At 67.4% G+C, this 12,488-nt stretch carries 14 protein-coding genes; 2 read left to right on the top strand and 12 right to left on the bottom strand.

Features of this window, described 5'->3' with window-relative positions:
• Nucleotides 1-3 precede the first annotated feature (3 nt).
• The 6 genes from AUL35_RS01505 to aroC form a co-directional block, all read right to left on the bottom strand.
• A complete protein-coding gene (locus AUL35_RS01505) occupies nucleotides 4-1,230 on the bottom strand; it encodes a class I SAM-dependent RNA methyltransferase (protein ID WP_062011284.1) in 1,227 nt (408 codons plus the stop codon).
• Nucleotides 1,227-1,988, bottom strand: a complete 762-nt coding sequence (locus tag AUL35_RS01500; protein ID WP_082666018.1) for a TlyA family RNA methyltransferase — start codon at nucleotides 1,986-1,988, stop codon at nucleotides 1,227-1,229. Before AUL35_RS01500 ends, AUL35_RS01505 begins: the two co-directional genes overlap by 4 nt.
• Nucleotides 1,985-3,892 (bottom strand): 1-deoxy-D-xylulose-5-phosphate synthase, encoded by a 1,908-nt coding sequence (gene dxs, locus AUL35_RS01495; RefSeq protein ID WP_062011280.1) that lies wholly within the window; start codon nucleotides 3,890-3,892, stop codon nucleotides 1,985-1,987. Before dxs ends, AUL35_RS01500 begins: the two co-directional genes overlap by 4 nt.
• 106 nt (nucleotides 3,893-3,998) lie before the next feature.
• A complete protein-coding gene (locus tag AUL35_RS01490) occupies nucleotides 3,999-4,268 on the bottom strand; it encodes an exodeoxyribonuclease VII small subunit (protein WP_062011279.1) in 270 nt (89 codons plus the stop codon).
• Between the two features lie 21 nt (nucleotides 4,269-4,289).
• Nucleotides 4,290-5,216: a histone deacetylase family protein gene (locus AUL35_RS01485; protein ID WP_062011277.1), complete on the bottom strand. Its 927-nt coding sequence runs from the start codon at nucleotides 5,214-5,216 to the stop codon at nucleotides 4,290-4,292.
• Between the two features lie 45 nt (nucleotides 5,217-5,261).
• Nucleotides 5,262-6,356 carry a chorismate synthase gene (gene aroC / locus AUL35_RS01480; RefSeq protein ID WP_062011275.1) on the bottom strand — a complete coding sequence of 365 codons (1,095 nt, stop codon included), beginning with the start codon at nucleotides 6,354-6,356 and terminating at the stop codon, nucleotides 5,262-5,264.
• 157 nt (nucleotides 6,357-6,513) lie between these two features.
• On the opposite strand from aroC, the gene AUL35_RS01475 reads away from it, so the two are divergent.
• Nucleotides 6,514-6,729: a DUF1344 domain-containing protein gene (locus AUL35_RS01475; RefSeq protein ID WP_156417784.1), complete on the top strand. Its 216-nt coding sequence runs from the start codon at nucleotides 6,514-6,516 to the stop codon at nucleotides 6,727-6,729.
• A gap of 15 nt (nucleotides 6,730-6,744) precedes the next feature.
• On the opposite strand, the gene AUL35_RS01470 is transcribed toward AUL35_RS01475, so the two are convergent.
• The 4 genes from AUL35_RS01470 to AUL35_RS01455 all read right to left on the bottom strand — a co-directional run bounded on the left by AUL35_RS01470 (nucleotide 6,745) and on the right by AUL35_RS01455 (nucleotide 9,794).
• Nucleotides 6,745-7,341, bottom strand: a complete 597-nt coding sequence (locus AUL35_RS01470; RefSeq protein ID WP_062011271.1) for a histidine phosphatase family protein — start codon at nucleotides 7,339-7,341, stop codon at nucleotides 6,745-6,747.
• 10 nt (nucleotides 7,342-7,351) lie between these two features.
• On the bottom strand, nucleotides 7,352-8,170 hold the full coding sequence (fabI, locus tag AUL35_RS01465) for an enoyl-ACP reductase FabI (protein ID WP_062011269.1): 819 nt from the start codon (nucleotides 8,168-8,170) through the stop codon (nucleotides 7,352-7,354).
• 132 nt (nucleotides 8,171-8,302) lie between these two features.
• A complete protein-coding gene (locus AUL35_RS01460; protein ID WP_062011267.1) occupies nucleotides 8,303-9,244 on the bottom strand; it encodes a DnaJ C-terminal domain-containing protein in 942 nt (313 codons plus the stop codon).
• Nucleotides 9,245-9,371: 127 nt separating this feature from the next.
• On the bottom strand, nucleotides 9,372-9,794 hold the full coding sequence (locus AUL35_RS01455; RefSeq protein ID WP_062011265.1) for an RT0821/Lpp0805 family surface protein: 423 nt from the start codon (nucleotides 9,792-9,794) through the stop codon (nucleotides 9,372-9,374).
• 77 nt (nucleotides 9,795-9,871) lie between these two features.
• Between AUL35_RS01455 and pdxH the strand changes: the two genes are divergently transcribed.
• Nucleotides 9,872-10,486 (top strand): pyridoxamine 5'-phosphate oxidase, encoded by a 615-nt coding sequence (gene pdxH / locus AUL35_RS01450; RefSeq protein WP_062011263.1) that lies wholly within the window; start codon nucleotides 9,872-9,874, stop codon nucleotides 10,484-10,486.
• Between the two features lie 24 nt (nucleotides 10,487-10,510).
• Here the strand turns inward: pdxH and tldD are convergent, their stop codons facing one another.
• Nucleotides 10,511-11,926, bottom strand: a complete 1,416-nt coding sequence (gene tldD / locus AUL35_RS01445; protein WP_062011461.1) for a metalloprotease TldD — start codon at nucleotides 11,924-11,926, stop codon at nucleotides 10,511-10,513.
• Between the two features lie 70 nt (nucleotides 11,927-11,996).
• Complete coding sequence (locus AUL35_RS01440; RefSeq protein ID WP_062011261.1) at nucleotides 11,997-12,488, bottom strand: invasion associated locus B family protein; 492 nt, start codon at nucleotides 12,486-12,488, stop codon at nucleotides 11,997-11,999.

Here is a 12,488-nt window from a genome sequence, read left to right as displayed (position 1 = left end):
GCCTCAGCGCTCGAACAGGGCGACGACCTCGACATGGTGCGTCCACAGGAACTGGTCGATGGGCACGACTCGGCGGAGGCGATAGCCGCCGTCAATCAGCAGACGAGCATCGCGGGCAAGAGTCGTCGGATTGCACGAGACGGCGGCGACGAGCGGCACCTCGGACCGGGCGAGTTCGCGCGAGACGGCCTCGGCTCCGGCACGTGGCGGGTCGAAGGCGACGCCGCCGAAACGGTTCAGCTCTTTCACCGTCAGAGGCCGGCGGAAGAGGTCGCGGCGCTCGGTGGTGATCGCCTTCAGGCCCTGAGGCATGCGCTGGGCGCGGTCGATGGCGGCAAGGGCGGACGCCTCGCTTTCGACGGCATGAACCGCGTGGTCGCGTGCCAGGCGCAGCGAGAAGGTTCCGACGCCGCTGAAGAGATCCGCGACCGCACGGGCCGGCTTGAAATGCGAGACGACGAGCTTGGCCATCGCCTCTTCCGAGGCAGCGACGGCTTGCAGGAAGGCGCCCGGCGGCGGCTCGACCGCAATGCCGTCGAACAGGATCTGCGGCGGTGCCGCCTGGACGGCGATCTCCCCGTCTATCGTCAGGCGGCTCCAGCCCGAAGCCACCGCGTGCTCGATGGCGGCCAGTCGGTTGCGGGCGTTGAGCTCGGCCGCTGCCTCGACCGCGACGTCCAAGCCGTTCTCGGCCGCCGTGACGGTCAGCCGCAACTCGCGCTTGCGATCGATCAGGATGGTGGCCAGCGCCTCGAGCGCGGGGAAGGCGCTGACGATCGCTGGCACAGCGATCAGGCAGGTGCGGATCGGCGCGACGCGGTTGCTGTTCGCCTCGTGAAAGCCAAACAGGGCGCGGGGACCCGCTCGAACCGCCGAGAAGACCGCTCGGCGCCGCGAGGCGGGCGGGCATCGCACCAGATCGTCGATCTCGGGCGTCAGGCCCTCGCGACGGAAGGCGGTCGCGACCCGGTCGCGCTTGAAGGCGGCATAGAGCGGGTCGTCCGCGTGTTGCAACTCGCAACCGCCGCAGCGGCCGAAATGCGGGCAGGGCGCCTCGACCCGGTCAGGAGAAGGCTCGATGACCGCGACAAGGCGTCCCCGCGAACCCTTCGTCTCGACCTGCACGCGTTCGCCCGGCAGGGTCAGGGGGACATGCAGGGGCCCGGCATCGGAGCGCGCGAAGCCGTCACCTTGCTGGCCGAGCGACTCGATCGTCAGGGTCTGGCTCAAGGCTTGCGCGCCCGCAGCAGGAATTCGCGATTGCCGTCGCCGCCGGGCAGCGGGGACGGGATGAGCGACACCGCCTGCCACGTCGTCTCGCCGTTCAGCCAAGCGGCAATGCCCTCTGCGACTGCAGGCGCGGTCTCGGGATCGCGCAGGAGACCGCCGCGCCCGATCGCATCGCGTCCCGCCTCGAACTGCGGCTTGACGAGGATGACGGCGTCCGATCCCGACGGAAGAAGGTCGAGCGCGGGCGGCAGGGCCAGTCGCACGGAGATGAAGCTGACATCGCAGACGAGAAGGTCGATGTCGTGTCCGGCCAAGTGCTCGGCGCCGAGGTCGCGCGCGTTCAGGCCTTCTATGGCCGTCAGGCGGGGCTCGTCGCGCAGCGAGGCGTGCAACTGTTCCCGCCCGACATCGATGCCGACGACATGCCGCGCGCCGCGGCGCAGGAGAAGCTGCGAGAAACCGCCCGTCGACAGTCCAATGTCGAGGCATTCACGCCCCGTCGGATCGATCGCGAAGGCGTCGAGCCCGGCCGCGAGTTTCAGGGCCGAGCGGGCCACGAAGTCCTGCGCGGGATCGGTGATCTCGATCGTGGCATCCAGCCGGACCGCCTGGCTCGGCTTCGACGCAAGTTCACCATCGATCCGCACGTGACCGCGAAGGACTGCGTCACGCGCCCGAGCGCGCGAGTCGACGACACCGCGCTCGGCCATCAGGAGGTCGAGGCGCTGGCGACCCATTTGCGCGGTCGCGGCGCTCATGCCTGCATCACGCGGTGCGCGCCGTCGCCGAGCGCCCGGAACACGGTCTCGACGATGCCGGCCTTGTCAATGCCGGCCGCGCGAAGCATCGCCTCCGGCGCCGCATGGTCGACGAAGCGATCGGGCATGGTGATGGGCCGGATCTTCAAACCGCGGTCCAGCCATCCGCGACGGGCGCACAGTTCGAGGACCTGCGAGGCGAAGCCGCCCGACGCCCCTTCTTCCAGCAGGACGAGCACCTCGTGCTCCTGCGCCAGCCGACGGACGAGATCCTCGTCGAGCGGCTTGGCGAAGCGCGCGTCGGCGACCGTCGTCGACAGGCCGAAGCTCTCCAGGTCCTCTGACGCGGCGATCGCGTCGGCAAGTCGCGCTCCGAACGATAGGATGGCGACCTTCGTACCCTCGCGCACGATCCGGCCGCGACCGATCTCCAAGGCATGACCACGCTCGGGCAGTTCCACGCCGGTTCCGTTGCCGCGCGGATAGCGGAACGAGATCGGGCCCTCGTCAAAGGTCGCCGCAGTGCGCACCATATGGCGCAACTCGGCCTCGTCGGCGGCCGCCATGACGACCATACCTGGCAGCGGAACGAGGAAGCCTGTGTCGAACGAGCCGGCATGGGTCGGACCGTCCGCGCCGACGAAGCCCGCCCGGTCGATCGCGAAGCGCACGGGCAGGTGCTGGATCGCGACGTCGTGGACGATCTGGTCGTAGGCGCGCTGGAGAAAGGTCGAATAGATCGCGACGAAGGGCTTGTATCCCTCGGTCGCGAGCCCGGCAGCGAAGGTGACCGCGTGCTGCTCGGCAATGCCGACGTCGAAGGTGCGCTTCGGGAAAGCCTGGCCGAAGAGATCGAGGCCCGTGCCGTCCGGCATCGCGGCGTGGATCGCGACGATGCGCTCGTCTTCCCGCGCTTCCTGAACCAGCGTCTCGGCGAAGATGCGCGTGTAGCTCGGCGCGTTCGCCTTCGGCTTGGACTGGGCGCCCGTCACGACGTCGAACTTCGCGACACCGTGATACTTGTCTGCGCTCGCCTCCGCCGGCGGATAGCCCTTGCCCTTTCTGGTCACGACATGGACGAGCACCGGACCGTCTATCGTGTCCCGTACGTTCTGGAGAACGGGGAGAAGGTGCTCGAGGTCGTGACCGTCGATCGGGCCGACATAATGGAAGCCGAGTTCCTCGAAGAGCGTGCCGCCGGTGAGGAGGCCCCGAGCCAGCTCCTCGGTGCGCCGGGCGCCTTCCTGGAGGAACGGCGGCAGATGCCGCGCGACCGCCTTGGCGCGGTCCCGCAGGCCCTTGTACGCCTTGCCCGACACGAGGCGGGCAAGATAGGCGCTCATGGCGCCGGTGGGCGGCGCGATCGACATGTCGTTGTCGTTGAGCACGACGACCAGACGCGCGTTCATCGCGCCCGCATTGTTCATGGCCTCGTAGGCCATGCCAGCGCTGATGGCCCCGTCGCCGATGACGGCGACGACATTGCGCCGAACGCCGGAGAGGTCGCTTGCAACCGCCATTCCGAGGCCGGCCGAGATCGACGTCGAGGAATGTCCGGCACCGAACGGGTCGTATTCGCTTTCGGTCCGCTTGGCGAAGCCCGACAAGCCCCGCTCTTGACGGACGGTGCGCATCGCATCCCGGCGGCCCGTCAGGATCTTGTGAGGATAGGCCTGGTGACCGACGTCCCAGATGAGCCGATCGCGCGGGGTATCGAAGACCCGGTGGAGCGCGACCGTCAGCTCCACGACCCCGAGGCCCGCTCCCAGATGTCCGCCCGTCTGCGACACGGCGTCGATCAGGTCCGCGCGCAACTCGTCCGCCAGCTGTCGAAGATCGCCGTCGGGCAGGCGGCGAAGATCTTCTGGCGAGTGGACGCGGTCGAGAAGGGGTGTGGACGACACGATGGCAAAAGCTCCGGGAGCAGCGGTCGGCACGGCGAAACCATCCGCCGGGCCAAGGCCATGGGTTAGAGACGTTTCAAGCCGGCTTGTCCACCGGCGCAGCGTCTCAGGCCGGGTCGAGAGGCTCCGTGCCGCTCGGCTTTCCCGCGCGGTTCAGCTTGATCTTCTCGACCTTGTCCTCGGCGGCCGAGAGCAGGCGATCGCAATGCGACTTCAGCTTCTCGCCGCGCTCGTAGATGCGGATCGACAGTTCGAGCGGCACGTCGCCGCGCTCCAGATCCGAGACGATCTGCTCCAGCGCCCCGAGCGCCTCCTCGAAGCTCATGCGCCGAATGTCGGAATCGTCCGCTGGAATGGTCTGGGTGGCGTCGGGCATTTTGCGGGCACTCCTGCGGTTTCAGCCGACCATCAGCCGCTGGACGTGGGCGGCGACCGATTGGCCGAGACCTCGCAGGTCGTACCCCCCTTCGAGAAGGCTGACCAGCCGTCCGCCGGCATGGCGGTCCGCGACATCGAGCAGCTTTCCCGTCGCCCAGTCGTAGTCCGCCTCGATCATGTTGAGATTCGCGAGCGGGTCGCGGTGGTGGCCGTCGAAGCCCGCCGAGACGATCACGAGGTCGGGTCGAAACCGCTCGAGGGCCGGAAGCACGACGCTCGCAAACGCCTCGCGAAACTCGTCGGAGCCGTCGTCCGCACGCAGCGGCGCGTTACAGATGTTTCCGACCCCCGTCTCGTTGCGCGCGCCCGTGCCCGGAAAGAGCGGCATCTCGTGGGTGGATGCGTAGAAGACGCTGGGATCGTCGTAGAAGATGTCCTGCGTCCCGTTGCCGTGATGTACGTCCCAATCGACGATCGCGACGCGCTCGAGACCGTGGGCGCGCTGGGCGTGCCGAGCCGCAATGGCCGCCTGGTTGAATAGGCAGAAGCCCATGGCCGTCGCGCGCTCGGCGTGATGGCCCGGCGGTCGCGAAGCGACGAAGACGTTGCGGACCGTTCCCGCCACCACGTCGTCGACGCCCGCGCAGGCCGCACCGACCGAATGCAGCGCCGCCGAAAAGGAGCGGGCGCTGATCACCGTATCGCCGTCGATCCGCGTCAGGCCGTCGTCCGGGGTCGCCTTGGCGATGCGTCGCACGTAGTCCGCCGGATGGCAGAGGTAGACGGCATCGATCGAGCCTTCGGGGGCGAGCACGCGGTCCAGATTTTGAAAGGGCTCCGCCTCCAAGGCCCCCGCGACAGCCGCCATCCGCTCGGGGCGCTCAGGGTGACCAGGCCCGGTCAGATGCTCGGCGAAGATCGGATGATGGTAGAGGCGCGTCAGCATCGGGTCATGTCTCGGCGGCGGACCGGATCGGTCGAGGCTCAAGTGTCAGACGCGTCCCGTCTGTCCGCGATGACGTAGGTAGTGATCGGCGATCGCACAGGCCACCATCGCCTCGCCGATCGGCACCGCGCGAATTCCGACGCAGGGATCGTGCCGCCCCTTGGTCATGACGTCCACCTCCAAGCCGTCGGCATCGACCGAGCGGCGCGGCGTCAGGATGGAGGAGGTCGGTTTTACGGCGAAGCGGGCGACCACGGGTTGGCCGGTCGCGATCCCGCCCAGGATGCCGCCCGCGTGGTTCGACAGGAACTCGGGCCGCCCGTTCGCGCCGATGCGGATCTCGTCCGCGTTCTCCTCGCCCGAGAGGGCTGCGGCAGCAAAGCCGTCGCCGATCTCGACGCCCTTCACCGCGTTGATGGACATCAGGTTGGCCGCAATGTCCGCGTCGAGCTTGCCGTAGAGCGGCGCACCGAGGCCGGCGGGCACGCCGACCGCCTCGACCTCCACCACCGCGCCGATCGACGAGCCGCGCTTGCGCACACCGTCGAGCAGCTCGGCCCAGCGTTCCGCCATCTGCGCATCAGGGCAGAAGAAGGGGTTGCGCCGCGTCTCGTCCCAATCGAACCGGTTGCGGTCGATCTCCATGTCGCCGATGCGCACGAGCGCGCCGCGCACCAAGAGCCCAGACACGACCTGACGCGCGATCGCGCCGGCCGCCACGCGTGTCGCCGTCTCCCGGGCGGACGAGCGTCCCCCTCCGCGAAAGTCGCGAACACCGTACTTCATGTCGTAGGTGATGTCGGCATGGCCCGGCCGATAGCGGCGTGCGATCTCGGAATAATCCTTCGACCGCTGGTCGACGTTGCGGATCTCAAGCGCGATCGGCGTGCCCGTCGCAACGAGCTCGCCCTCCCGTTCACCGGGCATGGTGCCCGAGAGAATGGCAACCTCGTCGGGCTCTTGGCGCTGCGTCGTGTAGCGGGACTGGCCCGGTCGCCGCTCGTCGAGGAACCGCTGGATCATCTCTCGGGAAAGGATCGTGCCCGGCGGCGTTCCATCGACAACGCAGCCGATCGCTGGCCCATGGCTCTCTCCCCAGGTGGTCACGCGGAAGAGATGGCCGAAGCTGTTATGCGACATGGCGGGAGGTCCAGAAGGTTGGGCAGGCGCATGTACGATCCGCGGCCGGTCGGGTCAAATCGCAGCGGTCCGGTTTGATTTCCGTCAAACCTGCCCATCGATGGTCACATTTGGGCGGGAACCTCCGGACGATCGACATCCGAACGTGAAGGTCGCCATGCCGCGTATCGTCGCCTTCTTCGCCTGTTCCGTCGTTTGCGTCGCGTCCACCCTTCCCACGCACGCCGAGGAAAGGGCGGGCGTGGTCGAGACCATCGACGCCGAGAACGGCATCGTCATGCTGTCGGACGGAACGCGATATCTCCTGCCGCAGAGCCTCGACAGAGCCTCGGTCCACCAAGGAATGCAGGTCCATCTTCTGATCGCGCGCTGAGCAGCGTGCCGCGCCTCAAACCCAGTCGTAGCGTCCGTTCTCGAAGCGCAGGATGCGGTCCTGCGGAATGCCGACATGGGCGGCTTCGTCCGAGGCCATCCCGCAGAAGGCGCTGAGGAAGGATCTCATCACCCCGCCATGCGCGACGACCAGCGTCGGGCGCGCGAGTTCGCGGAAAAAGGGGACGACCCGCGCCGTCAGCATCTCGTAGCTTTCGGCGCCGTCGCCGGGCGGCAGGAAGCCCCATTTATCGGCGTCGCGCCGCTGCACCGCCGCGCGGTCCCGGCGGCGCAGTTCCGGCACCTCGTATCCCTGCCAGTCACCGAAGTTGATCTCGCGCAGGCGCTCGTCGGTCGCGAAGCCGTCCGCCGCCAGTCCCATCTCGCCGCGCACGATCTGCATCGTCTCGACCGCCCGTACCATGGGGCTCGAGATGAAGTCGGGAAGCAATCCTTCCACCGTCAGACGCTCGCGCAGCGTCCGCCCGTTGCGGCGCGCCTGCTCCCGGCCGCGATCGTTGAGGGGAATGTCGCTCTGGCCCTGCAGACGCCCAACGGCGTTCCAGTCCGTCTGCCCGTGACGGCAGAGGTAGAGAAGGGTTCCGTTCGGCATGAGGCGACGATCAGTCCTTCACGACCGAGATGTCGGGCGCGTCCACCGCCTTCATGCCGACCACATGGTAGCCCGAGTCGGCGTGGTGGACCTCGCCGGTGACGGACCGGGACAAGTCGGAGAGGAGATAAAGGCCAACATCACCGACCTCCTCGATCGTCACCGTGCGGCGAAGGGGTGCGTTGTACTCGTTCCACTTCAGGATGTACCGAAAGTCGCCGATACCGCTGGCGGCCAGCGTCTTGATCGGACCGGCGGAGATCGCGTTGACGCGGATCTTCTTCGGGCCGAGATCGACCGCCAGATACTTGACGCTCGCCTCGAGGGCCGCCTTCGCGACGCCCATGACGTTGTAGTTGGGCATCACCTTCTCGGCGCCGTAGTAGGTGAGGGTCAGCATCGACCCGCCGTCCGTCATCAGCTTCTCGGCGCGCTGCGCGACCGCCGTGAACGAGTAGACGGAAATCAGCATCGTCTTCGTGAAGTTGCCCTCGCTCGTATCGACGTAGCGACCGGTCAGCTCGTCCTTGTCGGAGAAGCCGATGGCGTGGACGAGAAAGTCGAGCTTTCCCCAGCGCTCTTCGATAGCCGAAAAGCAGGCATCGATCGTCGCCGCGTCGCCGACGTCGCAGTGTCCGCAGACGAAAGCGCCGAGTTCGGCGGCCAGGGGCTCGACGCGCTTGCGCAGCGCCTCGCCCTGATAGGTCAATGCGATCTCCGCCCCTTGATCGGCCAATGCCTTCGCAATGCCGTAGGCGATCGAACGATTGTTGGCGACGCCCATGATGAGCCCGCGCTTGCCCTTCATCAGGCCAACCGAATCCACCATGAGCTCATTCCTTCCGCCGCTTGGCATCCTTGGATGCGGCGGCGGTATGGCATAGCGCAGGCAGGCCAGCAAGAAGAGCCGGGCTCACCCGGCCGGCAATCCAGGGTCGCATCCACCGAAGGGCTAGGCGCGCTACTCCACCGTCGCCTGACGCTTCTCCATCAGCGCGATCAGTTCCGCGTCCGGTTCGGCCGGCAGCGAAATCTGAAGCGTGACCAAGATATCGCCGCGCGTGTTGTCCTTGCGCGTCAGTCCCTTGCCCTTGAGGCGAAGCGTGCGCCCAGAATTGGTCCAGGGCTGGATACGCGTCGACACGCGTCCGTCGAGGGTCTCGATCATGATGCGACCGCCGAGCACCGCGTCCGAAAGGTGGACCGACTGGTTCAATTCGAGATCGTGGCCGACGACCTTGAAGCGGGGGTGCTCAGCGAACGCAATGGTCACCAAAGCGTCGCCTGCCGGGCCGCCCGCAAACACGGCCGGCTGGCCTTGGCCGCGCAAGCGGATGACCTGCCCGTCCTCGACGCCGGCCGGAAGGCGAATCGCAAGGCGCTTCCCGTTCGGAAAGACGGCCTCGACCTTCTCGCCCGACACCACGTCCTCCAACCGCACTTTCAGCGTCGCGCGGATGTCTTCGCCCTTCGACGGCGTGTTGCGGGCCGCATTGAACCCGCTGTCGGCCCCGCGCCGGCCACCGCCGAACGCCTGATCGAAGAAGTCCGAGAAGAGACCTTCGCCGGCGCCGCCGCCGAAGCGATTGCCCGTCGACCGGAAGTCGAAGCCGCCGCCCGTGCTACCCCGTCCAGCCGACGCGAACGGGTTTTCGCCGCCGGAGAAACCCTGGAAACGCGGCTTGCCCTCGGCGTCGATCTCGCCGCGATCGAACTGCCCGCGCTTGTCCTTGTCGCTCAGAATCTCGTAGGCCTGATTGGCCTCGTTGAAGCGTGTACTGGCGCTCGCGTCGTCGCCGTTCGCATCGGGATGGTACTTCTTGGCGAGCTTGCGGAAGGCGGACTTGATCTCCGCGTCGCTGGCGGATTTGGCGACGCCGAGAACGGTATAGGGGTCGCGCATGGCCGAACGATCCTGGATGGCGGGAACTCACTGAGCATGACGAGGAGGGCCACCGCACGCAGGCGGCAACCCCTTCGACAACGCTATATGGCCACGGCGAGACCGCATTTGAAGAGGCGAGGGGCGCTCAGCCGCCTTCCGAGAACCGCGTCAACGTCCATTCGCCGGCACCGCGCGTACAGGCCTCGCCCGCAAAAACGGAAACCCCGTCGAAGCGCTGGCGCGATGTGCGGAATGTGCGGCACGTCTGGTCGCCCGCCTTGGTCTCGCGGATGTCGGTGATGGCCCCGGACGCCCCGGTATCGGTGTTGGACCAGGCGAGCGGCTGCAACTCGCTGCGGGTGATGTCCGCCGCCGACACCGCGTTGCGCACGGTGCGGCTGTCGGACAGCGCGTCCGCGACGGCGGGTGCGACGATCGGCACGGAGTTCGTCACGACCGTGCGGTCCACCGCGCTTTCCTCGAGGGCGGAGCCGTTCATCACCGTGCAGCCGGCCGCCATCGGCAGGACCGAGAGGATCGTGAGGATGGAACGGACGAATCCTGCCATGACGCTCATACTTCTTTACCGCCCGGACGATCCCACCTTAGGAAGCGAAACGGCCGCAAACGGAGACTTTCGCAATCATGGACAAGACCGCCTTAACGGACGATGAAACGGTGAGGCAGAGGGATCCGAACGAACTGTTCCGGGACTGGATGGCCGATGCGGAAACGAACGAGATCAACGATCCGGGCGCGATGTCGCTGGCGACGGTGGACGGCGACGGTCTGCCGGACGTTCGCATGGTTCTCCTGAAGGAACACGATGATCGGGGGTTCGTCTTCTACACGAATTTCGAGAGCCGCAAGGGACAGGAAATCCTCGCGCACCGAAAGGCGGCTCTCTGCCTTCACTGGAAGTCGCTGCGACGTCAGGTCCGCGTTCGCGGAGAGGTCGAGATCGTAACCGACGCGGAGGCGGACCGCTACTTCGCGAGCCGCCCCAAGGGCAGTCGCATCGGGGCAAGGGCCTCGGACCAGTCCCGCCCCCTCGACTCGCGCGCCACGCTCGAGACGCGCGTTCGAGATCTCGAAGCTCGGTACGCAGACGGGGAGGTGCCCCGTCCTCCGAACTGGTCGGGCTTCCGCGTCGTGCCAAGCGAGATCGAATTCTGGCGCGATGGCGAGTTCCGCCTCCACGACCGATTCCGCTTCACGCGCGTCGGTCAGGGGTGGGACGCGGTCCGCCTCTACCCCTGAGCTCAAGGCGGCGCGGTGGCTCGGTCAAGCCTCCGTGCCGCCCACCGTCATCGCGTTCATACGTAGATGCGGCTGGCCGACGCCGACGGGGACCCACTGGCCGGCCTTGCCGCAATTGCCGATGCCTGTGTCGAGCGCGGCGTCGTTGCCGACCATCGTTACCCGGTGCATCGCCTCCGGCCCGTTGCCGATCAGCATGACGCCCTTGAGCGGCTCTGCCAGAACGCCACCGCGAATGCGGTAGGCCTCGGTGCAGCCGAAGACGAACTTTCCGCTGGTGATGTCGACCTGACCGCCGCCGAAGGACACGGCGTAGATGCCGTCGCCGACCGAGGAGATGATCTCTTCGGGCGTATGCGAGCCGTTCAGCATCATCGTGTTCGTCATGCGCGGCATCGGAACGTGGGCGTGCGACTGGCGACGGCCGTTGCCGGTCGGCGCCATCCCCATCAGGCGGGCGTTCTGCCGGTCGTGCATGTAGTTGACGAGCTTGCCGTTCTCAATGAGCACGGTGCGGTTGGTCGGCGTGCCTTCGTCGTCGATCGTGAGCGAGCCCCGTCGCTCGGTGATCGTTCCGTCATCGACGACGGTCACGCCCTCGGCCGCGACCTGCTGGCCCATCAGTCCGGAGAAGGCCGACGTCTTCTTGCGGTTGAAGTCGCCCTCCAGCCCGTGGCCCACGGCCTCGTGCAGCATGACGCCCGGCCAGCCGGAGCCGAGCACGATGTCGAACGTGCCGGCCGGCGCGGCGACGGCCTCAAGGTTCACCTGCGCCTGCCGCAAAGCCTCGTCCGCGATGCGGCGCCAGTTGTCCTCGATCATGAAGTCGCCGAAACCCGTTCGGCCGCCCGCGCCCGAGGAGCCGCTCTCCTGACGCTCGCCGCGACCGGCGACCACAGACACGTTGAGCCGGACGAGCGGTCGGACGTCCTGCGCAAGGCGTCCGTCCGAGCGAAGGATCTCGACGACCTGCCATTGCGTCGCGAGCGAGACCGACACCTGGCGCACCGCCTCGTCGCGGCCGCGCAGATAGCCGTCGATCTTCTCGAGGAGCTGGACCTTCGCCTCGAAGCCCGGGTTCGGGATCGGATTCTCGGAACCGTAGAGACGCTGGTTGGTACCGATCGGCGGCTCGGCCAGATGACCCGAATGCCCGGCCTTGACCGCGCCCGCCGCGTCCGCCGCGCGGCGAAGGGCGGCTTCCGACATCTCGCCGGAATGCGCGAAGCCCACGGCCTCGCCGACCACGCAACGCAGGCCGAAGCCCTGGTCCGTCGAGAAATCGCCGGCTTTCAGCCGGCCGTTGTCGAAGACGAGCGACTCCTGCTCGCGATATTCGAGATACAGTTCGCCATCGTCCGCGCCGCGCAGCGTATCGGAGACGATCGACTGGAGGGTCGAGGTCGAGGCGTCGAACCGTTCGACGAGAGAAGAAGTCATGATCGTCTCCATGCGGGTCAGGCCCCTCAGATAGGAGACGGGCCGCCCGGTGTCATCGCGCCGGGCGATCTCAGGGCAGGGCGGCGAAGCCGTCGGCGAATCCGTTGAGGTCAACGGGGATGCCGATGCCCTCCTCGGGCGTCTGGAAGACGATGAAGGTCGCGGACTTCCCGGTCGACAGCGTCTGGCGGAGATTGTCCTCGAGGATGACCTCCGCATAGCAGCCGTCCTCGAAGCAGCGAACGAACTGGGCGCGGCCGATATCCTTGTTGTCGACGTAGAGCCCCAGCCCGTTCGGAAGCAGGATGCCAAGCGGGGCGAGAACGCGAAGGATCTGGGCGCGGCCATCCGCGGTCTTGAGGACGAGCACAGAGAGCCCGACTTCCGGCCTGTCTTCCGCGACGACGTTCTGCAGGAGGGCGCATTGCTCGCCGGCCGCGCCCGCCGGCTGGTCGCAGACAACCGCCCAGGCGCCGTGCTGGGACTTGACGGTTCCGGTCTGCGCCCCGGCGGCCGTGGCGCAGAGCAGGAGGAGGGCGGTGGCCGCCGAGAGGGTCTTCAT

This window comes from Aureimonas sp. AU4 (genome assembly GCF_001463765.1).
Taxonomy (GTDB): Bacteria; Pseudomonadota; Alphaproteobacteria; order Rhizobiales; family Rhizobiaceae; genus Aureimonas.
Note: the sequence above shows the minus strand (reverse complement) of the source record. Positions and strands in the feature narration are given on the sequence as shown.

Coding starts and splice junctions, on each gene's coding strand:
- AUL35_RS01500 (WP_082666018.1), bottom strand. CDS start 1,988: ATGAGCGCCGCGACCGCGCAAATGGGTCGCCAGCGCCTCGACCTCCTG.
- AUL35_RS01490 (WP_062011279.1), bottom strand. CDS start 4,268: ATGCCCGACGCCACCCAGACCATTCCAGCGGACGATTCCGACATTCGG.
- AUL35_RS01485 (WP_062011277.1), bottom strand. CDS start 5,216: ATGCTGACGCGCCTCTACCATCATCCGATCTTCGCCGAGCATCTGACC.
- aroC (WP_062011275.1), bottom strand. CDS start 6,356: ATGTCGCATAACAGCTTCGGCCATCTCTTCCGCGTGACCACCTGGGGA.
- AUL35_RS01475 (WP_156417784.1), top strand. CDS start 6,514: ATGCCGCGTATCGTCGCCTTCTTCGCCTGTTCCGTCGTTTGCGTCGCG.
- AUL35_RS01470 (WP_062011271.1), bottom strand. CDS start 7,341: ATGCCGAACGGAACCCTTCTCTACCTCTGCCGTCACGGGCAGACGGAC.
- fabI (WP_062011269.1), bottom strand. CDS start 8,170: ATGGTGGATTCGGTTGGCCTGATGAAGGGCAAGCGCGGGCTCATCATG.
- AUL35_RS01460 (WP_062011267.1), bottom strand. CDS start 9,244: ATGCGCGACCCCTATACCGTTCTCGGCGTCGCCAAATCCGCCAGCGAC.
- AUL35_RS01455 (WP_062011265.1), bottom strand. CDS start 9,794: ATGGCAGGATTCGTCCGTTCCATCCTCACGATCCTCTCGGTCCTGCCG.
- pdxH (WP_062011263.1), top strand. CDS start 9,872: ATGGACAAGACCGCCTTAACGGACGATGAAACGGTGAGGCAGAGGGAT.
- tldD (WP_062011461.1), bottom strand. CDS start 11,926: ATGACTTCTTCTCTCGTCGAACGGTTCGACGCCTCGACCTCGACCCTC.
- AUL35_RS01440 (WP_062011261.1), bottom strand. CDS start 12,488: ATGAAGACCCTCTCGGCGGCCACCGCCCTCCTCCTGCTCTGCGCCACG.